Source organism: Myxococcus xanthus (genome assembly GCF_013116825.1).
GTDB lineage: Bacteria > Myxococcota > Myxococcia > Myxococcales > Myxococcaceae > Myxococcus > Myxococcus xanthus_B.
In genome coordinates this window covers 1-21725 of sequence record NZ_JABFNS010000060.1, presented here as the reverse complement: position 1 = coordinate 21725, position 21725 = coordinate 1, and the positions used below count along the sequence as shown (strand labels likewise).

The 21725-nt window shown below is 68.5% G+C and carries 20 protein-coding genes; 1 reads left to right on the top strand and 19 read right to left on the bottom strand.

Annotated elements, in window-relative coordinates:
- Positions 1-51: 51 nt before the first annotated feature.
- Positions 52-1653, top strand: a complete 1602-nt coding sequence (locus tag HNV26_RS18915; protein WP_171439599.1) for a hypothetical protein — start codon at positions 52-54, stop codon at positions 1651-1653.
- Between the two features lie 9 nt (positions 1654-1662).
- On the opposite strand, the gene HNV26_RS18910 is transcribed toward HNV26_RS18915, so the two are convergent.
- From HNV26_RS18910 to HNV26_RS18820, 19 genes are all read right to left on the bottom strand, one after another.
- On the bottom strand, positions 1663-2403 hold the full coding sequence (locus HNV26_RS18910; RefSeq protein ID WP_090494263.1) for a TlyA family RNA methyltransferase: 741 nt from the start codon (positions 2401-2403) through the stop codon (positions 1663-1665).
- A complete protein-coding gene (locus HNV26_RS18905) occupies positions 2400-4151 on the bottom strand; it encodes a 1-deoxy-D-xylulose-5-phosphate synthase (RefSeq protein ID WP_171439600.1) in 1752 nt (583 codons plus the stop codon). The genes HNV26_RS18910 and HNV26_RS18905 overlap by 4 nt, the downstream gene beginning before the upstream one ends.
- Positions 4151-5044: a polyprenyl synthetase family protein gene (locus HNV26_RS18900; protein ID WP_171439601.1), complete on the bottom strand. Its 894-nt coding sequence runs from the start codon at positions 5042-5044 to the stop codon at positions 4151-4153. The genes HNV26_RS18905 and HNV26_RS18900 overlap by 1 nt, the downstream gene beginning before the upstream one ends.
- A gap of 17 nt (positions 5045-5061) precedes the next feature.
- Positions 5062-5442: a response regulator gene (locus tag HNV26_RS18895; protein WP_026113988.1), complete on the bottom strand. Its 381-nt coding sequence runs from the start codon at positions 5440-5442 to the stop codon at positions 5062-5064.
- Positions 5443-5466: 24 nt separating this feature from the next.
- Positions 5467-5823, bottom strand: a complete 357-nt coding sequence (xseB, locus tag HNV26_RS18890; RefSeq protein WP_171439602.1) for an exodeoxyribonuclease VII small subunit — start codon at positions 5821-5823, stop codon at positions 5467-5469.
- Positions 5824-5865: 42 nt separating this feature from the next.
- Positions 5866-7581, bottom strand: a complete 1716-nt coding sequence (gene xseA / locus HNV26_RS18885; protein WP_171439603.1) for an exodeoxyribonuclease VII large subunit — start codon at positions 7579-7581, stop codon at positions 5866-5868.
- A complete protein-coding gene (locus HNV26_RS18880; RefSeq protein ID WP_171439604.1) occupies positions 7578-9326 on the bottom strand; it encodes an FHA domain-containing protein in 1749 nt (582 codons plus the stop codon). The genes xseA and HNV26_RS18880 overlap by 4 nt, the downstream gene beginning before the upstream one ends.
- A gap of 27 nt (positions 9327-9353) precedes the next feature.
- Positions 9354-10808, bottom strand: coding sequence for an FHA domain-containing protein (locus tag HNV26_RS18875; RefSeq protein WP_171439605.1), 1455 nt, complete (start codon positions 10806-10808; stop codon positions 9354-9356).
- Between the two features lie 6 nt (positions 10809-10814).
- Positions 10815-11705 (bottom strand): type II secretion system F family protein, encoded by an 891-nt coding sequence (locus tag HNV26_RS18870; protein ID WP_011554642.1) that lies wholly within the window; start codon positions 11703-11705, stop codon positions 10815-10817.
- Between the two features lie 10 nt (positions 11706-11715).
- Positions 11716-12561 carry a type II secretion system F family protein gene (locus HNV26_RS18865; RefSeq protein ID WP_090494277.1) on the bottom strand — a complete coding sequence of 282 codons (846 nt, stop codon included), beginning with the start codon at positions 12559-12561 and terminating at the stop codon, positions 11716-11718.
- Positions 12562-12602: 41 nt separating this feature from the next.
- Positions 12603-13418: a Flp pilus assembly protein CpaB gene (cpaB, locus tag HNV26_RS18860; RefSeq protein WP_140793403.1), complete on the bottom strand. Its 816-nt coding sequence runs from the start codon at positions 13416-13418 to the stop codon at positions 12603-12605.
- A gap of 203 nt (positions 13419-13621) precedes the next feature.
- Positions 13622-14353 (bottom strand): hypothetical protein, encoded by a 732-nt coding sequence (locus HNV26_RS18855; protein WP_171439606.1) that lies wholly within the window; start codon positions 14351-14353, stop codon positions 13622-13624.
- A 116-nt stretch (positions 14354-14469) separates the two neighbouring features.
- Positions 14470-15216 (bottom strand): hypothetical protein, encoded by a 747-nt coding sequence (locus HNV26_RS18850; RefSeq protein WP_171439607.1) that lies wholly within the window; start codon positions 15214-15216, stop codon positions 14470-14472.
- Positions 15213-15440, bottom strand: a complete 228-nt coding sequence (locus HNV26_RS18845) for a hypothetical protein (RefSeq protein WP_011554647.1) — start codon at positions 15438-15440, stop codon at positions 15213-15215. Before HNV26_RS18845 ends, HNV26_RS18850 begins: the two co-directional genes overlap by 4 nt.
- A complete protein-coding gene (locus HNV26_RS18840; RefSeq protein ID WP_171439608.1) occupies positions 15437-16246 on the bottom strand; it encodes a hypothetical protein in 810 nt (269 codons plus the stop codon). Before HNV26_RS18840 ends, HNV26_RS18845 begins: the two co-directional genes overlap by 4 nt.
- Positions 16243-17052 carry a hypothetical protein gene (locus HNV26_RS18835; RefSeq protein ID WP_171439609.1) on the bottom strand — a complete coding sequence of 270 codons (810 nt, stop codon included), beginning with the start codon at positions 17050-17052 and terminating at the stop codon, positions 16243-16245. Before HNV26_RS18835 ends, HNV26_RS18840 begins: the two co-directional genes overlap by 4 nt.
- Positions 17018-18211 (bottom strand): TadE/TadG family type IV pilus assembly protein, encoded by a 1194-nt coding sequence (locus HNV26_RS18830; RefSeq protein WP_171439610.1) that lies wholly within the window; start codon positions 18209-18211, stop codon positions 17018-17020. Before HNV26_RS18830 ends, HNV26_RS18835 begins: the two co-directional genes overlap by 35 nt.
- An 8-nt stretch (positions 18212-18219) precedes the next feature.
- On the bottom strand, positions 18220-20304 hold the full coding sequence (locus HNV26_RS18825; RefSeq protein ID WP_171439611.1) for a Tad domain-containing protein: 2085 nt from the start codon (positions 20302-20304) through the stop codon (positions 18220-18222).
- 21 nt (positions 20305-20325) lie between these two features.
- Positions 20326-21315 carry a TadE/TadG family type IV pilus assembly protein gene (locus tag HNV26_RS18820; RefSeq protein WP_171439612.1) on the bottom strand — a complete coding sequence of 330 codons (990 nt, stop codon included), beginning with the start codon at positions 21313-21315 and terminating at the stop codon, positions 20326-20328.
- Positions 21316-21725 lie beyond the last annotated feature (410 nt).

Here is a 21725-nt window from a genome sequence, read left to right as displayed (position 1 = left end):
CAGGCGGGCCTGGATGCCTGAGACGCCGCGTACCGGCTAGAGTTGGGCGCCATGGCCCACCCCTCCCTGACGCGGCGCGCGCGGCGCTCCGCCCTCATCGTCGCCGGCAGCCTGGCCGCCGCCTGTGGCGGCAGCGAACCGCCCCCTCCCACGCCAGATCCTCCCCAGGTCGCCCTGACGGTGCCCGCGAGCATCATCTCCGACGACAAGCTCCAGGTCATCGTCACGGTGTCCGGCTGCGAGGGCGGCTCGACGCTCAACGTCAATGACCGGGAGACCCTGCTCCGGACCTTCCCGCACAGCGGCGGCACCATGACGCTGACGCTGGAGCGCAACGACATTCCCTACGCCACGGCGGGCCTGGCCGCGAACCTGTCGTTGAACGCGGTGGCCACGTGCTCTGACGGGCGTACGAATCGCTCACAGCCCGCCCCTGTCTCCTACTTCCCGGTGCAGCGCCGCATCGTGGAGCCGCAGAACGCCGGCCAGGTCGTCACCGACCACTTCGTCATCGACGGCACCAGCGCCAACCCCACCTTCTTGGGCTGCGGCGTCCCGCCGACGGAGATTTCCACGCTGTACCGCGTGAACCTCAGCGGCAAGGTGACGGGCACTGTCGGGATGCCCATCGCCTGCACCCCCGAGACGGTCATCACCGAGCGCAACCCCATCAGCGGCAAGCGCTGGGTGTGGACCCCGAACGTGGGTGCCTTCGCCGTGGACGCCGAGCTGCGCATCACCGCGCGCACGACGACGGACATCGGCCCCACGCAGCTCACCGTGCTGCCGGGCGGTGACGCCATCATCGTCAACCGCATCGACGAGGTGCGCCGGCTCTCCCACAACCCCAACGGCACGTCGGAGAGCGTGGCCGAGGTCAAGTGGCTCTACGCGCCCACGACGCTGGAGAGCGTCATCGCTCCGCCCCTGGTCCGCGAGGACGGGCTGATTCTCATCGCCTCCCTGGGCACGGGCCCGGATGCTTCGCGCACGGACGTCACCGTCACCGAGCTGTACGCAGGCGAGACGGGTGAGCAGGGCGCGGGCGGAACGGCCCGGGCCGCGTACAAGCTGCGAACCTTCGCGCGCAACGAGCGCCTCCCCCTGGGCTCCTTCAACGACACAGGCAACACCCTCTTCCTGGGCCTCCAGCTCGGCTCGGAGCAGTCGCAGGTCATCGCGTGTGCCGCGAACCAGGACGAGTGCGAGGGCGCTCGGCTCCAGTGGACCAGCCCCGCGCTCCCGGTGCCGCTGGCGCACATCGTCTATCACCCGGGCGCCTCGCGCCTCGTCGCGGTGGGCCAGCAGCGCGTGTGGTTCCTCGACGCGTCGGGGCAGATTCGCAACCGGGACAACCGCTCCATCGACGCGAATGGCGCGCTGAACGTGCTCCAGGTGCTACGTCGGCCAAACTCGCCGGAGCTCTTCCTGCTCAACGCGCCGGCCCGCGGGCTGGATGGCGCGCCGACGCTGCCCAACGAAATCGTCGCCGTGGACCAGACGTCCGGCGGCGAGGCCCGCGAGCTGTTCCGCCACCAGGTGGTCGGCAGCCTGGGCGGTGCGATCGACCCGGAAGGACGGCTGTGGATCCGCACGGGCTTCGACGTGGTGCAGACGCTCCCTCTGTCCGACTACCGCCGCTACCGGCCGTAGCGCCCGGACTCAGGGCCTGCTGGCGACGAGGAGTGCCTCCACGTTGCCAGCGGGCCCGGGCACCGTGGAGTCCATCAACCCGAGGACCTCCAGGCCCTGCTCGCGGACGAACGCCGTCACCGTGTCGATGGCGTCCTGCCGGGCAGCGACATCCCGCACCACGCCGCCCTTCCCTACCCGGTCCGGCCCCACCTCGAACTGGGGCTTGACCAGCGCGACCAACAGCCCGCCCGGCTCCAGGTACGTCAGCACCGACGGCAGCACCTGCGTGAGGGAGATGAAGCTCACGTCGATGACGACCACGCCGACCTTCTCCGGCAGGTCCTCTTCCGTGAGGTAGCGCGCGTTGACGCGCTCGCGCGAGCGCACCCGCGGGTCCGTGCGCAGCTTCTCGTGGAGCTGCCCGTAGCCCACGTCAATCGCGTGGACGCGCGTGGCGCCGTGCTGGAGCAGGCAATCCGTGAAGCCGCCGGTGCTCGCGCCGATGTCCGCGGCCACCTTGCCTCGAACGTCGAGCCCGAAGCGGTCGATGGCGCCCTTCAGCTTCAGGCCGCCGCGCGACACGTAGGGGAGCACCTCGCCCTTGAGGCGCAGCTCCGCCTCCTGCGGAATCAGCGTGCCGGGCTTGTCCACGCGCTGGTCGCCCACCACCACCTGGCCGGCCAGGATGAGCGCCTGGGCCTTGGTGCGCGATTCGGCCAGTCCGCGCTCTACCACCAGCACGTCCAGCCGCTCCTTGCGAGGCTTCACCGTCCGCCCCCCGCCAGCAGCTCCAGGCCCGCGCGCCGCAGGCCCGCGGCGTCCAGCCCCTGCTCCGCGCGCTGAACCCGCGCGTCCCCATGGGGAACGAACGCATCGGGCATGCCCATCAACCGGACGCGGGCTAGCAACCCGTGCGCCGCGAAGAGCTCCAGCACCGCGCTGCCCAGCCCGCCGCGCGTGGTGCCCTCCTCGGCCACCACGACATGACCGGACCGGCCAGCCTCCAGCAACGCGGCCTCATCCAGAGGTGAAGCGCAGCGCGCATCCAGCACGCTCCAGCCGGGCTCGCCTCGCGCGGCCTCCAGCGCGGCGATGCCCAGAGGTCCCAACGTCACCAGCGTCAGCCGGGGTTGCTCCGCGCGAAGCAGCCAGCGAGCCCCCCGCAGCGGTGCCTCGCCCGCGCCCAGTCCTTCAGGCAGGGGCGGCAGCGTGCCGCGTGGGAAGCGGATGACGGAGGCGTGCGGCGCCGCCAGGGCGGTGTCCAGCATGGGCGCCAGGTCCTCCCCCACCATGGGCGACCACAGGTGCAGGTCCGGCAGCGGACGCAGGGACGCCACGTCGTAGGTGCCCTGGTGCGTCGCCCCATCCGCGCCCACCAGCCCCGCGCGGTCCACGGCGAAGACGACGGGCAGGCCCGGGAGGCACACGTCGTGGATGATCTGGTCGTAGGCGCGCTGGAGGAAGGTCGAATAGATGCAGCACACCGGCCGCGCGCCGGCCAAGGCCAGCCCCGCGCTGAAGGTGACGGCGTGTTGTTCCGCGATGCCCACGTCGTGCACCCGGTCCGGGAAGCGCGCCTTGAGCGCGTTGAGCGCCGAGCCCTCCAACATCGCGGGGGTCACCGCAACCACCCGGGGATCCCGGGCCATCGCGTCCTCCAGCACCGCCGCGAAGGCTTCGCTGAAGGTCAACTGGCCACCGCGCGAGCGCACCAGCTTGCCATCCCGCCACTCATACGGGCCCATGGCGTGTCCACGCGTCTGCGCGTCGGCCTCCGCTGGCGGAAAGCCCTTCCCCTTCAGCGTCAGCGCGTGCACCACCACCGGCCGCGACGAGGCGCGGGCCTCGCGCAGCGCGCGCATCAGCGCAGGCAGGTCGTGCCCATCCACCGGGCCCAGGTAGGTGAAGCCCAGTCCTTGGAAGAAGTCGCGCGCCTCGCGCGTGCGCAGCAGCGCGGGGATGGCCCCCACGTTGGCGCTGATGGACATCTGGTTGTCGTTGAGGACGACGACCAACGGCAGGGAGCTCCCCCCCGCGTTGTTGAGCCCTTCAAACGTAAGGCCCCCCGTGAGGCCGCCGTCGCCCAACACCGCCACCACGTGGCCCCGGTGCCCCTGCTGCCGCCGGCCCTCCAGCACGCCGAGCGCCGCGGACACCGCCGTGCATGAATGCCCCGCCAGCAGCGCGTCGTGAGGGCTCTCCCGCGGGTCCAGGAACGGAGCGATGCCGCCCGCGTGCCGCAGCGTGTGCATGCGGTCACGCCGCCCGGTGAGAAGCTTGTGCGCGTACGTCTGGTGCCCCACGTCGAACAGCAGCGCGTCTTGCGGCGAATGGAACACGCGGTGCAGCGCGACGATGAGCTCCACCGCGCCCAGGGAGGCCCCCAGGTGGCCCCCCACGCGACCGCAGATGGAGATGATGTCCTCGCGCAGTTCCTGGCACAGGAGCGGCAGTGCCTCCTCGGGAAGTGCGCGGACGTCCGAAGGTGAGCCGATGCGTGACAGCAACTCCGACATTAGGACTTCCGCTCCACCGTGTAGCGCGCCAACGCCGCCAGGGGCCCGTCCTCGCCCTCCAGGGGACGTACGGCCGCGATGGCCTCGGCCACCTTCTGGTCCGCCAGCTTCCGCGACGCCTCCAGGCCCACCACCGCCGGGAAGGTGAAGCGCCCGGCCGCGGCGTCCGCGCCCGCGGGCTTGCCCAACTCCGCCGCCGTGGCCGTCACGTCCAGCACGTCATCGGCGATCTGGAAGGCCAGCCCCACCGCGTCACCGTAGGTGTCCGCGCGCGCCAATGCGTCCGCGTCTCCACCGCTGGCCAGCACGCCCATGCGGCACGCGGCCCGGATGAGGGCGCCCGTCTTCATGCGGTGCATCCGGATGAGGTAGTCCAGCGCGGACGGCCGGTCCTCGGCGGTGTCCAGCACCTGCCCACCCACCATGCCCGCCGCGCCCGAGGCCACCGCCAGCTCCCGGCACAGCGCGGCGCGCATGCTCTCCGGCCCACTGGCCACCAGCGTGAAGGCCTCCGTCAACAGCGCGTCACCCGCGAGGATGGCCATGGCCTCGCCGTACACCTTGTGGTTGGTGAGCCGGCCCCGGCGGTAGTCGTCGTTGTCCATCGCCGGCAGGTCGTCATGCACCAGCGAGTACGTGTGCACATATTCCAGCGCGCACGCCGCGTCGCCCGCCACCGCCGACACGGCGCTTCCGCGCGCCACGAGGTCCGCGAAGGCCAGGCAGAGCACCGGGCGCAAGCGCTTGCCTCCGGCCAGCAGGGAGTAGCGCATGGCCTCCGCGAGCTGCGGCGGCGTCCCGGAAGGCCCGAGCCGCGCCACGCGCTCGTTCAGCAGGGCCTCGACGCGCGCCTGCTGCGCGGCCAGGAAGGAGTTCAGTTGAAACGTTGCCACGAGCGTCCGTGCTCCTCTTATGGAATCTGCGCGGGCACAAGCTCGCGGATGCGGCTGACGAGCTTGTCCATGTCCAGCGGCTTGACGAAGTAGTCCGCGGCGCCCACCGCCATGCCGTGCCGCTTGTCCTCGGGCTCCCCGCGGCCACTGATGAAGATGACGGGGATGTCCCGGAACTGCTCGTTCTTCTTCACCGCCCGGCACAGCTCGAAGCCGTCAATCCAGGACATGTTCACGTCCAGGAGGATGGCATGCGGCCGGTGAAGTTGGAGCGACGCGATGAGCCGCAGGCCGTTGGCCGCCATGGTGACAGCGAAGCCCTCGTACTCCAGGGCCGCCGCCAGCAGCTCCCGCGTGTCGCGGTCATCATCGACAATGGTGATTTTCAGCTTCGACATGCCGGAATGAACGCGCCCGAGCACCTAGAACGGGACGTCATCCTCCGGGGGCGGGCGAGGAGCCGGGGCCCGAGGGGCCGCGGGCGCGGGCGCCGCCGGACGCGCGGCGACCGACAGGGGCGCTACCACGTCGTTCCCTTCCTCGTCCAGCAGGAGCTGTTCGATGCGCTGCTCCGCCTCGGTGAGCAGCTTCTCACCCCGGCGCACCAGCCGGATGCCCTCCTCGAAGGCCTTGAGCGAGTCCTCCAGGGAGAGATTGCCGCTCTCCAGCCGGCCCACCGTCTCCTCGAGCCGGGAGACCACATCCCCGTACTGCTCGGGGACCTCGGCCTCCGCTACCTTGTCCGCCTTGGGCGCCTTGTCCGACTTCGCCACTTCCATCCACCTCCCCGCATGGGGCGCCGGACTCTAGAGGGTGGCCCGTCAGCAGTCCACCGGCCCTTTCACCGCCGTGACGGTGGCTTCGATTTCTTCACATCCACCGAGCGACTTCGCCCCGTTCGACGCGAGCTTCAGCCCCAGGCGCTCTCCCACCTGGACATCCGCGCCCGTGCGAACCACCGCGCCATCGCGCTGGCGGAACACCACCGAATAGCCGCGGGACATCACCTTCAACGGACTCATGGCGTCCAGTCGTCCCTCCAGACGCTGGAAACGCTTCTGCGCATCCGCCAGGGCCCCCTGCTGGAGCGCCAGCAGCCGCGCCCGGTGCGCGGCCAGCCGGGCGCGCTCGCGGGACACCTGGGCCGCCGGTGACGCCCTTTCGAGCACCAGCCGTGCCGTCGCCAGCCCACCGTGCCGCGTCGCCACACCTGCGCGCACCGCCTCCGACAACCGCATGGCCAACTTCAACAGGTGCGCCCGCTGCTCACCCAGCCGTGCCTGGGGACGCGCCCGCTGCAGCCTTTCGGTCAGCGACCGAAGCTCCTCGCGGTGCCCCCGCACGGCTGGCCGCAGCACACGCATCATCGACTCCACCTGCTCGGACAGGTGCAGCCGCTGGTGATTGATGGCCCGCCGAGGATCCTCCAGCCGCGACGCGAGCTGCCCTTGCTCCTCGCGCAGCTCCAACACCCGGCGCTCCATGGCACGCCGCAGACGGCCCGCCTGCGTGGCCAGCGTCAGCTCCAGGTCGGCCAGCACCGGCGCCAGGCGCTCCGCCGCGGCGCTGGGCGTGGGCGCGCGCAGGTCCGCCACGAAGTCGGAGATGGTGAAGTCGATTTCGTGGCCAATGGCGGACACCACCGGCACCGGCGAGGCGAAGATGGCGCGCGCCACCCGCTCCTCGTTGAAGGTCCAGAGGTCCTCCACCGAGCCACCACCGCGCGTCACCACGATGACGTCCACGTCCGTGCGAGCCAGCCGCTCGATGGCGCGAGCCACCTCCACGGCGGAGCCTTCGCCCTGCACGCGCGCATCCGCCACCAGGACGCTCTGCCGCGGGTTGCGCGAATGCAGCACGCGGAGGAAGTCCTGGAGCGCCGCGCCGGTCCGGCTCGTCACCACGCCAATCCGCCGAGGCAGGTAGGGCAACGGCCTGGGAGGCCGCACACGCCCGGGACCAATGAGTCCCTCCTGGGCCAGCCGCTCCTTGAGTTGCTCGAAGGCCAGCGCCAGCGCGCCCTCGCCCACCGGCTCCAGCCGTTGGACGATGAGGCTGTAGCGGCCCTGCGGCTCGTACAGGTCCACGCTGCCTTCGGCAATCACCTCCATGCCGTCGCGCAGCGCGAAGCGCAGGCGGGCCGCCATGGAGGCCCACACCTTCGCGTCGATGGCCGCGCCCGCGTCCTTCAGCGAGAAGTACCAGTGGCCGCGCGCGTTGGGCCCGCGGAAGCCCGTCACCTCGCCGCGCACGATGACGCGGGCGAAGCGCGACTCCAGCGTCTGCTTGAGCTGGCGGGTCAGCTCGCCCACCGACAGCACCACGCGCTCGGGCTTGGGTGGAGGAGGCGGCGCGCCCTCCATCGGCCCCAGCAGCGAGGTGCCGTCCTCGTCCACCGGAGGCGGCGGAGGCTTCGGCGGCGCCGCGGCCTTGCGCGCCGCACCAGCCGCACGAGGCGTGGAGGCGCCACTGCCGAACAGGTCACCCTGCTGGCCCACTGGCGGCAGCGTGCCGCCTCCCACCTTGCGCCGGGTCATCGGGACAGCTTCTCGACCCAGGTCTTCGCCTTCTCGTGGTACTCGTCATCCGGCGGCGTCATCGCCACCACGTCCTTGAACTTGGGCAGGGCCTCCTCGGGGCTCCCGTCCTTCAGGGAGTAGGCCTGGAGGTAGACGTCCTTCGCCTTCGCCTTCAGCTCACTGATGATGTTGGTGGCGCCCGCGTGCCCGGGGTCCGCCTGCAGCGCCTTGCGCGAGTAGTCCATGGCGCGGCTCCACTGCCCCGCAGCCTTCGCCGCGGTGGCGCCCTTGTAGAAGATGGTGGCCGCCCGCGTCCCCGCGTTGCGCGCCATCTTGCTGGGACGGCCGCCGGTGATGTCCTTGTCCAGCGACATCAGCTTCGACAGGCCCCGGGCGTCCAGGTCCTCCAGCCGCTTGTAGAGGTTGCCGAACTCCGTCACCTGCCCGAGCACCTTCTTGCACTGCGGCGTGCGCGCCATGCACGCGTTGAGGATGGCCACCGCGCCGGACATGTCGCCGTCGCGGAAGCGGTCAACCGCGGGCTCCCACGGCTTGGGGGCCGGCCCCTGGACCACGGGCCTGGGCGTGTCACGGACGATGATGGCCTGCGCCGCCTGCTCGTTGATGAGCTTGGCGTCGCGGTGCTCCGGGAAGGCCACCAGGATGTCCTCGGTGATGGCCTTGGCCATGTCGAGCTGATTCTCATCCAGCAGCTTGCGCGCCTCGCGCGTGCGCGTGTCCGCGGCCTCCGACAGCGCGCGCTTCGTCGAGTTCACCTGCTCGTAGAGGAACTGGCTCTCACCCGCGCTGGCCAGCAGCGTACCGGCCTTGCCCAGCTCCTTCTTCGCCAGGGCCTCCTTGGCCGCCGTCAGCTTCTCCTGGACGGGAATCTCGCGCGCGGCGTGCCCGAGGTAGTCCGCCACGCCCGGGTACTCCGGAGCCTCGGACTGGAGCTCCTCCAGCTTCGCCTTCGCTTCGACCCACTTGCCCTCGCGCACCAGGTTCTTGGCGTCCTGGAACAGGCTGCCCAGCCGCTCCCGGTGGTTCTTGCCCTGACGGGCTTCTTCCGCGGCGACCGCCTGCTGCTTCTGGACGTTCATCCGCACCACGCCCAGGCCCGCGAACAACACCACCACCGCGCCCGCCACCCCTAGCTTGATGAGCTTCTTCTTCTTCAGCTCCTCGGGGGTCGGCGCCGTGGCCGCCGTCGCGCGCGCGCTGCGCACGCGACCACCTTCGACGCGAGGCCCCGGACGGGGCGGCACCGCGCCGCGGCTACCCGAGGCCGCTGGACGCGGACGCGGACCGGGGGCCGGCGCGCCGACCATCATCGTGGAGTTGGCCACGTCCTCGAAGCGCAGCTCGGTGTCGCCCAACGTGATGACGTCACCATTGGCCAGCGGCGTCTCCTCGTTGATGACGTCGCCGTTGATGAGCGTTCCGTTGCCGGAGCCCAGGTCGCTCACCGCCCAGCCCGCTCCCGACTTCCGCACCATGACGTGCTTGCGGGACACGGAGGTGTCCGGGATGCAGATGGCGTTATCGGTCGCTCGACCGATGACGTACTCCTCCTCGGACAGGGCAAACTCCTCACCGTCCTTGGGGCCAGCGATGCAAATGAGCCGGGCGGCGGCGGAGATGGGGGCAGGCGCGGGCCGGGCGGACGTCCTGCGCACTGCGGGACGGGACCCGGTCCCACCCGAGGGCGCCCCGGAAGGGGGCCGGCGGCGTGCCGGAGGGGAACCGTTGGACATGCGAATCACCGACTTCCTGTCGAAGTGAGCACGCGCCTACAGCTCGTGCTCATAAGCCAACTGCAAACCTAGATTGTGGCAGCGATGCTCGGCCGTAGGGAAGCGTCGACCCATTTCCTGCAACGCGGCCCGAGCCGTCCGCGCATTCCGGTACTGTACGCTGCGCTGGAAATCGAGCAGCAGCTGGCTGCACTTGTGGTCCAGCTCGGTTGCCACCTCGCCGAGCTGGAAACGCACGTCCTGATAGATGTCAGGCTTGGTGTCCAGCGCCTCCAGCGTCACCCAGGCGAAGCGGTACTGCTGCCACGCTTTGAAGAGGTTCTCCGCGCCGACGTCGCGCGACTCATAGAACCGGGCGCCCGCGGTGACGTACTGACGCGCCTTGGCCAGGAGCTCGTCTTGCGGCAACTCCGGCACCGGGATGATTTCCAGGCGCAGGTTCCACACACGCCAGGTGTCCCGTCCCGGTGGGTTGCGGACGTTGTCGAAGACGATGGAGTTGAGCTCGCCCCGCTTCAGCGCGGAGGGCGGGAGAATCTGCTCCAGCCCCCGCTCCGTCACCGCGTTCACGTCCGGCGGCACCCAGCCCACGTCCACGCCGTTGACGACCAGCGCCACCTCCTCCTTGGAGATGCCACTGGCCATGTAGTGGACCACGGCCACCGCCCGCGTCGGGGTGGCGAACTGGAAGGCGAACGACTTGTGCTCCGGGTTCTCCCACGTCACGCCCTCGCCCACCCCGAACGAGTCTGCAATCACCTCGAAGCCCAGGTCCTCCGGTTCCACGCCGGACGCCCGGCCTTCGCCCTTGGGCATGAAGAAGACGGCCAGCACGCCCACCAGCGCCAGCGCCAGGCCGCCTCCGACCGCGCCCACGCCCAGACGCGCCGGCTTCGACAGCTGCCCCCACCACAGGAGCAACCTGCCCGCCTGACTGCCCGCGAGCTCCCGGCGACGGCGTGCGCGCTCCGCCGCCGTCTGCCCCGCGGCGGGCTCGGCCTTCGCCACGGCGGCGGTGCCCGGACGCACCGGAACCACCGCGGGCTGCTGCGCGGTGGGATGGCCCTCCGGCAGCACGATGCCGCTCTCGGCGGGAATGGGGTCGTTGAGACGGATGGGACGGGTGGCGTCCGGGTCCAGCGCAGGGACCGGGTCGCCCCGTCGGATGGGCCGCGTGGCGTCCTCGTCCCCCTCCGGCGGCACCCAGACGAAGGTGAACTCGACGGGGCCCACGCCAATCTTGTCCCCATCCCGAAGCTGCTGCTCGCCCGACAGCAACCCGCCGTTGAGCACGGTGCCATTCGAGCTGCCCATGTCCGCGACGAAGTACTTGTCGCCGCGGAGCACGATGCGCGCGTGCCTGCGCGACACGCCGTGGTCGTGCAGCACCAGGTCGTTCTCCGAGGTGCGGCCGATGTTGACCTCGGCCGCCTCGAAGGTGAGCTCCCGTCCCTGCTGGAGCCCCTGCGTGATCGTCAGGAGGATTGGCACGGGGCGCTACCCCGCGACGTTTCCGAACATGAACTGGAACACGATGGGCCCGAACAGCACCATGAACACCGTGGGGAAGATGCACGCGATGAGCGGGAAGAGCATCTTCACCGGCGCCTCGCCAGCCAGCTTCTCCGCGCGCTGGGTGCGGTCGATGCGCATCTGCGTGGACTGGATGCGCAGCACCTTGCCCAAGCTGGTCCCCATCTTGTCCGCCTGGATGAGCGCGGTGACGAAGGTGGTCAGCGGCGGCAGGTCCACCCGGACAATCATGCTCTTGAGGCCCTCTTCACGCGTCTTGCCCATCTTCAGCTGCTTGAGCACCAGCTGCAGCTCCTCGCGCAGCGGCCCCGGCTTGCCCTTCTCCACCACCTTGGCCAGGGCCGCGGTGAAGTCCAGGCCGGCCTCCACCGACAGCGTCAGCAGGTCCAGGCTGTAGGGCAGCGCGCGGCTGATGAGCAGGTGGCGCTTCTTCACCTGGTCGTTCAGCCACATCAGCGGGTAGTACATGCCGAAGAGCAGGAACAGCGGCGCCCACACCAGGCTCACGCCGAAGCCGTTGAGCAGGATGAGGCCCATGATGAGGCCCACCACCGCGCTGACTTCCTGCAGCGCCATGATGTCCTCGGGCTTGTACGCCTGCGGCTCGCCCGCCTTGATGAGGTTGCGGCGCGCCTTGGCCTCGTAGCCGGGCCACATGAAGCGGCGATTCATCGCGCCCAGGCGGCGGATGGCCACCGAGCCGAAACCCTTCATGCCGCCCGTGGACTCGTCACGGACCTCCGACAGGAAGCGCTCCAGCATCGTCTGGTACAGCCCCAGGCCCAGGAAGCCCACGGCGCCCGCGAAGAGGAGCGCCGAGCTGCCGATCAAGATTGGCGTCAGGACATCGTCCACGGTGCACCTCTCAGATATCGATGTTGACGATGCGCCGGATGATGAGGATGCCCATCACTTCCATGATGGCGATGATGATCACGAGGATCCAACCGAAGATGTGGTCCATCATCGGCTCCATCAGGTCGGGCCGCATGTAGTTGAGCACCATGCCGAGCACACCGGGCATCGCCGCGACGATCCACCCCTGCAGCTTGCCCTGCGAGGTGAGCGCGTCGATCTTGCCTTCCAGACGGAAGCGCTCGCGGATCACCGTGGAGATCGTCTCGAACATCTCGGCCATGTTGCCGCCGAGCTGACGGGCGATGTTCGTGGACACGACGACCAGCTCCAGGTCGTCACTGCCCACGCGGCGCCCCATGTTGATGAGCGCCTCCTCCAGCGGCACACCCAGCTTCACTTCCTTCACGAAGAGCCCGAACTCCTGCGACAGCGGCGGCATCGCCTCGCGCGCCACGTGCTCGATGGCCTGGGGGAACGTGAGACCGGCCTTGAAGGCGTTGGCCATGGCCTGCAGCGCGTCCACCAACTGCACGTTGAACTTCTTGATGCGCCGCTTCCGGTAGTGCTTGACCATCAGCATCGGCAGGAAGAAGCCGAACACCGTGGCCACCACCGCCATGATGGGGTTGAAGATGATGTACGACAGGATCCCCAACAAGCACATGCACGCGATGTTGAGGATCAACATCTGGCGTGGATCGATGAAGAGGAACATGTCGCTCAAGTCGTTCATCGACTTGGCGACGTAGCGCTCCTGGTACTGCTCATACGCCTTCGACAGGACGCTGAAGATCACCAGGCTGAAGAAGAAGACCGAGCCGGTGACGAGGAGGAGGACGATTCCAGCAAGCATGTGCGCGCTTCCCTAAGAGCGAGGGTGGACGACGCACGCCATCACGGCGCGCCAGCGCCCGCGGCCCGCTCGGCACCGCCCTTGATGATCTGGATGATTTCGCGGCGCTTCTGCTCCAGCACGCGGGTGCGCTCACCCGACAGCAGCGTGCTGATGGTCGCGCGGCCGCGCTCCTCGATGAGGTCCACGTCGTCCTCGTTGCGGAGGCTGAGCGTCAGCTGGCCGAGCTCCACCGCGAGCACCAGGATTTCGGCCTCTTCCGGCAGCACCATCAGCGAGATGTTGTTGTACTCGCGCTGGTTCTCCGGGATGAGGTTCACGTTGGTGGTACCGGTGATCTTGCCCGTGGCCACCACGATGACGTTCTGGAGCAGCGTCACGGCGACGTTCTCGTCCGTCTGCGGGTCGCGGAAGGTGCCAATCACGTCCACGTGGTCATTGGGGCGAATCCAGCCGCCCACCGACGTGGTGTGCTTCGCCTCGATGGTGAGGGCGCGCGCCTTCTTCTGCACCTTCGACGACAGCCGCTCGGCGGCCTTGGTCGTCTCGAACTGGCTCCACAGCAGCGGATCACCCGCCTGCAGCGCGACCAGCACCTTCTGGTTCACGATGTAGGTCGCGGAGTCCGGACGCACCACGGAGGACGTCACGAACTGCTCCGGCACGGAGCGCTGGGAGATCATCTCGAAGGTGATGACCGTGCCTTCAGGGACGTCCTGCGCCGCCACGACGACGGGCACCAGGTTCCATCCGCGGCGGACATCCGCCTCCTTCTTCTTGATGGCGGAATACGCGATGACGCCGGCCAGCAGGCCCAGCACAAGCGCGACGACGAGCGGAGTCTTGCCCTTCAGCATGGTTCAGAAACCTCCAGAACGGGGGGGAGCCGTTCGGCGGCGATGATGGAGTCCGAAGTGGAGTCCAGAGCAGGTGTTGGAATACAGTGCAGTGCAATCAGCGGATGGCGCGCGATGTTATCCGTGCGATACACCGGGTGTCAAAACCACCTCTCGCGACAGCTCTGTATCGCGCGCAATCCGGGACCTGACATCGTACCGCGTCAAAGGTTGCCGATGGCGTTGCGGTCCGGCGTCGTCAGGCCGCGGCCCTCGGTGATGCTGTAGAGGGCGTTCTGCACCACGCCCACGTCCTCGGAGCTGTCGATGACCTTCCCCTCGAGGAGCCGCAGCAGTTCCTGCAGCGCGTCATCCGAGGTGACGGGGCCGACCGCGTAGGTCATGAACTCGTTGGAGGGGTCCCGCTCCTCGTTCAGGCAGTACATGTAGAGGGGGACGATATAGGCGTTCTCCTCCGCCCCGCCGTCCGGGGTGCCGGCATCGTCCCGCCCGCCGGGCCCCCGGGGGGTGGGCGGAACGACGAGGATGGTGCGCTCGATGAGCAGCCCGTTCTGGCCGCGTCCCTCGGAGGTGGACACGACGACGAGCCCCGGGGGGAACTCCACCTCGACAGGCGCTCCGGTGTCATTGCGGAGGGGCACGCAGACGCGGACCAAAGCGCCCGAGCCCTGGGCTTCCACGCCGGCGTTCTCACACTCACCGGAGACCTCGGCGGCGCCGCGAAGGGTGCCGGCGAAGCTGACGCCCTCGGGGAGGGAAAAGGGTGTGCCCTGCGGCGCGCCGTCATCCTCGCCCAGGCCGGGGCGGAAGACATTCACGCCCGCGTCGACCCCATTGGAGGGCGGCGGATTGCTTCCACCGCCGCCTTCGCATGCCAGTACCCCTGCCCCGACCGCCGCCGCGACGACCATCCACTTCCATGCCGCCTGCGCCATTGCGCGCTCCTTCCGTCAATCCAGGACGACCCACCGGCCGGGACCGCCGTGTCATGAGGTCCGGCGAGACTGGCCGAGTCTCAAGGCACCCGCAACCTTGCTGAGCGCCCCAGGTGTCAGGGAGTAGGCGGAATCGCGGGTTGCGCGGGCGGCGGAAGGTCCGGGTTGTAGAGGCCTCGCAACACCAGCGTTGCCCCCAGGTCATCCTTGAGGAGCGCCGGCTGGCCCTGGTGGAGCCCCACCAGCCGCACCGAGAAGCCCACGCCATCCGGCGTCACGTGCACCGCGAGCTGCCCCGGCACGAGCGGGTCCGGCACGGCGCTCTCGGAGGGCAGCCAGGCGACCTGGGGATGAACGGGGAGGAAGGCGCGCGTGTACACCCGCACCTCGCTGGCGCCGGACCTCTGGAGCGCGGCGCGCCACGCGTCCTGCGTCCGAGGCGTCTCTCCATGCGACTGGAGCTCGTGCACCATCAGCAGGTGGACGCGCCGGGCCACGCGGAGCAGCTCCAGGTTGGCCGCCACGTCGGAGCGGGACTGCTCCAGCCCTTGCGGACGACCGCCGGCGAGCGTGGCCATGACGCCGAGGAGGATGACGCCGGAGGCCCACAACGGCGCGGACCGGCCGCGCACCAGTTCCCAGCCCAGGCGTGCCGTGCCCACCGCAGCCAGCAACGAACCGGCCAGCACCAGCCAGCGCGGTGCCGCGCCCGCGTGGAAGGGCTGACTCAAGGCCTGCGTCAGGTGCGTCCACTCGGGCGCGGACGCCACGCCCACGCCCACGGCGAAGGCGACGAACAAGACGGCGTGCACCAGCCGCAGCCCCAGCGGGGACGGCTGCCCCACCTCGCTGCTTGCCGTCACGGGAACGGCAGGTTCAGCACGAAGTAGAAGGAGTCGTAATAAATCTGGTACGCCTCCATGAACAGGTCGATGACGTTGGACTGCCGGTCCTCCGACCAACGGACCTTCACCGACGCGCCGATGATGAGCGCGACGACGAGAATCCAGTTCAACAGCGAGTACTCCAGCATGGCCTGCCCGCGACGGTTACGGGCGCGGGAACGCAGCGTCTTCGGGTGGTTCACGGCGTGTCCTCAGGGGTGTCGTGTCCGTGCCCGTCGTCCGCGTCGCCGGGCAGGTCATCGAGTATAGCATCCGCGTACTCCAGCTTGATCTTCGGTGCGTCTGGAGCGGGGATGCGCATGCGGGGTTTGGCGTCGATTCCGTACTCCGCCACTTCCATGGCGTGACCGATGCCGGGAATCTCAATCTTGGCCAGGTTCAGCAGCGGAATCTCACGGCTGAGCCACATCCGCTTGATGACGGTGTTCTTCAGGACGACTTCGACGGGGACGGCCGCCACGGTGCCAGCCAGCGTCATCAACCGGGACTCCTTGCCCGAGCGCGTCGTGGGCTTTACGCCCTTGGGCAGCGGCGCTTGCTTCTCCGGCGGTGCGGACTGAGCCTTCTTCGCGTCCGCCTCCTGCTGCTTGAGCACGTGCTGGAGCGCCTCGTCCGAATACTCCTGGGGTTGGCCGAAGCCCGTGCCGATGTAGAGGCGGGAGATGGCGTCATAGCGAATCTCGTCGCCCTCCCGGGCCACCAGCATGCGCATCTGAGCGAGCGGCGACTTCATGGCCGGATGGGTCCCCGCCTCCATCTCCACCCACACCGCGTCCCGGCCCTCCTTGTCCTTCTCCTCACCCACCACCGCCAGGCGCCAGTAGTAGACGCGCAGTCCTCCGCCATTGAAGCGGTAGGTCACCCAGTCGCCCAGCCGGGCTGGACGCGCGCCGCGGGACATGTGCTGCACCAGCTCTCGCGCGGGGTTCGCCTCCACGCGGACCGGGAACGCCAGCACCACCGCGGCCACCACGAGCAGGGCCCTCACTTCGCGCCCTCCTTCTTCTGGGCCTGGTCCCGCTCGTAGGCCTCGCGGCTCTGGCGCACGGCATCGTCGTTGGGCACCGCGTCCGGCCGGTCCGAGCCAATCCACATCTGGACCACGGCGGTGACACCCTCCTCCGCCGGCGACAGCGTCGTCACCACCTGCTCACCTTTTCGGGCGTGCTCCATGGTCAACTGCGTGCCGCCGCCCATCTTGAGCGCGGACTGCCGCACGGGCGCGTAGCCGCGGCGCTCCAACTCCGCGTTCACCTGCTGCTGCACCTTCGTCAGCTCCCCCGTCACCAGCGTGGTGCGGCTCTGCGAGCCACCCGGGTCATCTCGCGTGGCCAGGTCCTGGCTGTAGAGCGCGCCTTCCAGCGCCACCAGCCCGGGCGCAGGCTTCTTGGGCGGACGCACCCACAAGTCCCGCAGCGCGGTGAAGCCCACCGTCTTGCCCAGGTGCTTGCGCAGCACGACGCCGCGCTGGAGCCCCTCGCGGGTATAGAGCGCCGACACCACGCCCTCGTCCTGCATGTCCCCTTCCACCACGGTGGGGTAGCCCTCCTCCTGCCACTTCCGGGCGAAGTAGGCGGCCACCTTCTCCATGGGGTCCGGCGTCGTGAAGTACGCGAGGCGGTAGTACTCCCCGCCAATGACCAGGTCGTTGCCGATGCGCGTGTGGATGGTGCCCGGATAGATGGGGAGTTCCTGTTCCGCGGCTGCTGGCGCGGAGGCCAGCAACGCGAACAGGAGCGCCGTCCGGACGGCCCCTCCCCTACTCGCAAGGAATCTTGAGGTCTTGCTCGTCATTCTGCGTGGACTCCGGCCGGGCATCCGGGTCAGTCGGGTCGTCCGCCATGGCCCGCTTGCACCCCATGTAGAACTCGCCGCGCGCGTTGAAGACCTTGATGTAGTTGCTGTTCGCGTACGTCATCTCATCGCGGAACGGCGCGGTGTCAAAGCAGTTGGGCCGTTCGTGGTCGGTCAGCTCGAAGCGGCGCTTGTGCATGACGTGGAGGCCGCTGCTGGCCTTCGCATCATACTGGGCAAGGCCGGTGCAGTCGCCCTTCTGCGAGGCGCCCACGCCGTAGTTCCGGGACACCACGAAGGTCCCCAGGAAGTTGGGGAGCACCGAGGCGACGACATCGAGGATGGCACCGATGCCCAGGCTGTCCAACGTGGAGGAGAAGCCCAGGAACACCATCCGGTCCACCTGGCGGTAGAGGCCGTGGGGCTGGCTGAGGGAACCCCCCGTGTGCTGACCGGCGCGGCGGCCACGGATGATGGCGTCACCGCCGTCCGGCATGTGCCAGCCGTTGGCGTACATGGAGTACTTCGACTTGAGCCGCAGGCTGCCCAGGTCGCGCCCGCCCATCATGTTCTCTTTGAAGAAGCCGCCGTTGCCACCGCTCTTGTCGAGGTACCGCGTCGGCAGGATGACGTTCTCGTAGTTCATCTCGACTTCGGATTCGACCCAGCCTTTGTTGTTGAAGCCCCACTGGTTCAAGACCCATCCCATGCCGTTGTTCAGCGGGCTGAGGATGGCGCCCGCCAGGCCGCCTCCTTCGCCGGTACTCGGGGGGCTGAGCATCCCGCTCTCGAGGAGCGCGATCTCCTTGTTGGAGATGGTCGCCGTCACGTCCGTGTAGCGGGCAATGAAATTGCCGCCGGGTCCGTTGGGCTCCACCGAGTCCATGTCCTTGAAGCGCTCGACGAACTCCTTGTGCGCCTCCTGGCGGGCGTCCTCGAAGGCGTCATCGTGCTTCCCGTTCGCGAAGTCGGAGAGCGCGTAGCTCGTCATCTCCCAGACGGCGTAGCGCGCCGCCTCCTGGAGCTTGAGCTTCGCCCTCACCAACTCCGTGAGGTACATGCTGAACATCAGGATCATCACGAGGAGCGGCACGGAGAGCGCGAACTCGACCGTGGCGGCACCTCTTGAGCGCGAGCGCATTTGGAGACGGGCACGCATGGCAGTCCTCAGTGCGTAATGATCTTCGGGGCAATGCCCTGAAGCGGTCCGGGCAGCGCGTCCATCATCTCACCAATCTTCGGCAGCGAGTGGCGGCCCTGGAACACGGACGCCAGACGCGGGCGCCAGTAGGGGTTGAAGAAGTTGGGCTGCTCCGCCCAGTTGCCGGGACGGTGGTAGTAGGCCTGGCCGCGGGAGATGACGTTGAGGCCTTCGACCAGGCCCAGGAACTTCTTCCGGTTGTTCAGCAGCTCCAGGCCGTCCGTGTCCGGAGTGAAGGCGAACTTCACCTTGCCATCCTGGTTCAACAGGGCGGGCGCGTTGGTGCCGGTGCCGTCCTTGTTGTCCCGGTTCACGACCTGCTCTGGATCCTTGTTCAGCGCCACCCAGGCGGTGGGCTGGTTGAAGTCCGCCTGGCGCTTGGACGCGTCGCTCATGGACGCGTTGGCGGTGGGGTTGCACACCGAGCCGAGCTGGCCGGGCTCGAAGTGCATGAACGGCGTCAAGCCGCCCCAGCGGTGGTGGCCGTCCTGCACCGGCCGCACGTTGGCCGCGAAGACGTCCGTACGGGCCCAGCACTTCCACGCCAGCTCCAGCACGCAGATCTTCGAGCGGTGCAGCCCCACGTCGCGCTCGGGCCCTCCGGGCCGCATGTGGCCGGACCAGTTCTCCGGGTTGCTCGGGTAGTTGACCCGCCAGTGCAGCCCGCCCCGGCGACGGCCGCTGTCGGTGTCGTTGAGCGCCCAGATGCTCGTCTTCGTCATGTGCTTGTAGGGCAGCTTGGTGGTGTTGTTGTTCCCCTTGCCCTTGCGGTTGTCGCCGAAGCACTTCCAGTAGTCGTCGTTCTTGGTGCACGACACCGGGTTGTCCGCCTTGCCCACGCCCACGTCGATCTCCGGCGGGCCGAACTTGAGCCAGTACGGGTCATCCGAACCGATGTTGTCCCCCTGGGCCGTCATGCCCCAGGGGTTGAGGTTGTCGTTCCAGTCGCGGATGTAGTTACGGCCCTCCTGGCCGGGACCGCGGCCGGCGCGGAGCGCGTTGGCGTTGGGGAAGCCCGTGGAGAGCATGCGCGTCTGGCCGATCTTGCCGAACTCGAAGATGCCCGGGATGTCCACGCCGCCGTTGAAGAAGTCCCGCATGAAGCTGAGCATGTCCGGCAGCGGCAGCAGGTCACCCATGCGGCGGCTGGTGATGAAGCCCTGGGGGCACGCGCCGCCGTTGGCGTCACAGGCGTAGCGCGTGGCGTTCGTGATGCCACCCATGGCGCGCTTGGCGCGGGCGATGGGGTCATTGGCGGCCTTCTTCGTCACGTCCAGCGCGCCGAAGGGGTTCTTCCACGTGTTCGGCGCCAGCGGCTTGCCGCCCGCGTGCGGGCTGTGCGCCTGACTGAAGAGACACTGGCTGTAGAGCCCCGTCGCCAACTGGCTGGCCAGCGAGGAGATGTTGCTGTCGTTGTCGTCGATGACCGTCTGCGTGGTCTGCGTCACGTGCGTGGACGCGGACATCATCACCGCCTGCGACGCGAAGTACATCACGCCGTTCATCACCCGGTGCGCGGGGATGATCCACTCACCTACGATCCGGTCCGGATTCAGCCGAGTGATGACCTGTTGGATGGGTCTGAGGAAGTAGTTCCGGTACGCGGTCATGATCCGGCCAATGGCCTTGATGACCGCGCTCACATACGGAATGACGTTTTCAAGGATGGGACAAGCGATCTTCCAGAAGAGGTTGCTCGTCTTGCCCGCGCATGGATTCAACGTGCGCATGAAGCCGTAGATGTCCGTGAGGAACGCCTCGGCGGAATAGATGAGTGACAGCAGCGACTGCCACATCATCGCCGACACGTAGTGCGACACCTGCGTGCGGTTGGCGTACGCGTAGAAGTTGAACGCGCGCGCCTCCATGGCGGCCATGGAGTACGACGCGGAGTCCGCCGTGTTCTGCAGGCGGATCCGTTCATGCACCGTGTGGCCGATGTTGACCGTGGTCAACACGGCGATGGACATGATCAACACCATCAGGGCGGCCAGCACCAAGGCCTGGCCTTCCTGGCGGCGGAAACTCTGTCGGAGGGTCCGGGTGAACATGGGTCGGGAGTCCTCTTCCTCTTACAGACCCCAGTCGGGGTTCAGGTGCATGATCCACTTGCGGTGGAAGTTGGACTGCATGCGCATGCTGTACGTGGCCGTCAGCGGCATGAAGTACCGCTTGCCAGCCAGGTCGGAAACGAGCGGGATGCTGCCGTTGGCCAGCATCCAGAGCACGGTCATCTCGAGCGGGTAGACGGAGTCGTACCCCATCTCGTGCTCGATACCGCGGGCGCCGGCGAGCAACGGGTTGAGGTTGCCACGCCGGTTCATCATGTTCGCGCGCGGGTCCACGGTGCCGCGGTCAATGGCGCCTCGCAGCGCCATGCCCGCGTTCGAGGCGAACCACGAGTAGAAGATGATGGAGTTCGCGAACGGTACGCGCAATTGGTACCAGTAGCGCAGGCGAATGGTCAGTCGCGTGGACTTGCGGAACACCAACTCCGCGTCGTCGGGCTCCGGCAGGTTGAAGAACTTTCGGATGTGGTTCTCCAGCGAGGGCACCTCCGGGAAGGAGTCCGCACCGTCGAAGTCCAGCTCCTGCCAGTTGTAGCCGGTGCGGAGCTTCCACATCGAATCGATGGGCGTGAAGTACGCCGGACTGATGGTGTCCACGCGGATGATGCCGAACAGGTTGGAGCCGTTCACCGTCCGGGGCACGCGGCCGCCGCCGAAGTTCAGCATGCGCATGCCGGAGTCGTAGAGCTGGTGGAGGACGAACGTCTTCCCCAGCTCGACGATGTCGTCGGTACGCCCCATGGTGGGAAGCAACGCCACGATGGCCGCGTCATGCATGCGCTCGTTGTTGCCGTTCCACACGATGCCGGCACGCGCGGCCTGGTAGGCGGCGTACTCCGTCATCAGCTTCGCGTGCTGCATCATCGTGAGCTGGATGATCCCCAGCGTCATGAAGACGGCGAGCGGCATGATCATCGCCGCTTCCACCGCGGCTTGACCCGACTGTCGGCGAGACGCCCCCCGCGCCCGCGGCTCCTGTGCTTCCTGTCCCATGAAGCCATTATCCGGGGACTGGTGTCAGAAGCGCATCGGTCAAATGGACAGACCTGCGCCTACGTCTCCCTCCCATTTGATGAGAAAATTCGTCTCGCTATTTCGCGGTTTTAGCGGGCATCTCGTTCGCCGGTGACTCGCGAGCCACCCGCCGGCGCGCCGATCTGGCGGCCTCCGAGGCAGGCGCCTCTTGTATCACGAGGTTGCAAGCCTCGAGTCCTTCGGCACGCCTACCCAGCGCGAACTCAAACTCACACAGCTGGTTCAAAAGCGTCCAGCGCTCCTGCCCAGTCGCCCCCGAGGCCAAGGCCGCGCGGATCAGCCCAGCCGCCCGGGCCGCCTCCCCCGCGTCGAATGCCGCCCGTGCCTGGCGCGACAGCTCCGCGACGGTGGGGCGCTCCACGGGGGGC

Coding starts and splice junctions, on each gene's coding strand:
- HNV26_RS18915 (WP_171439599.1), top strand. CDS start 52: ATGGCCCACCCCTCCCTGACGCGGCGCGCGCGGCGCTCCGCCCTCATC.
- HNV26_RS18835 (WP_171439609.1), bottom strand. CDS start 17,052: ATGACGAGCAAGACCTCAAGATTCCTTGCGAGTAGGGGAGGGGCCGTC.
- cpaB (WP_140793403.1), bottom strand. CDS start 13,418: ATGCTGAAGGGCAAGACTCCGCTCGTCGTCGCGCTTGTGCTGGGCCTG.
- xseA (WP_171439603.1), bottom strand. CDS start 7,581: ATGACCCGGCGCAAGGTGGGAGGCGGCACGCTGCCGCCAGTGGGCCAG.
- HNV26_RS18865 (WP_090494277.1), bottom strand. CDS start 12,561: ATGCTTGCTGGAATCGTCCTCCTCCTCGTCACCGGCTCGGTCTTCTTC.
- HNV26_RS18820 (WP_171439612.1), bottom strand. CDS start 21,315: ATGGGACAGGAAGCACAGGAGCCGCGGGCGCGGGGGGCGTCTCGCCGA.
- HNV26_RS18825 (WP_171439611.1), bottom strand. CDS start 20,304: ATGTTCACCCGGACCCTCCGACAGAGTTTCCGCCGCCAGGAAGGCCAG.
- HNV26_RS18855 (WP_171439606.1), bottom strand. CDS start 14,353: ATGGCGCAGGCGGCATGGAAGTGGATGGTCGTCGCGGCGGCGGTCGGG.
- HNV26_RS18830 (WP_171439610.1), bottom strand. CDS start 18,211: ATGCGTGCCCGTCTCCAAATGCGCTCGCGCTCAAGAGGTGCCGCCACG.
- HNV26_RS18905 (WP_171439600.1), bottom strand. CDS start 4,151: ATGTCGGAGTTGCTGTCACGCATCGGCTCACCTTCGGACGTCCGCGCA.
- xseB (WP_171439602.1), bottom strand. CDS start 5,823: ATGGAAGTGGCGAAGTCGGACAAGGCGCCCAAGGCGGACAAGGTAGCG.
- HNV26_RS18895 (WP_026113988.1), bottom strand. CDS start 5,442: ATGTCGAAGCTGAAAATCACCATTGTCGATGATGACCGCGACACGCGG.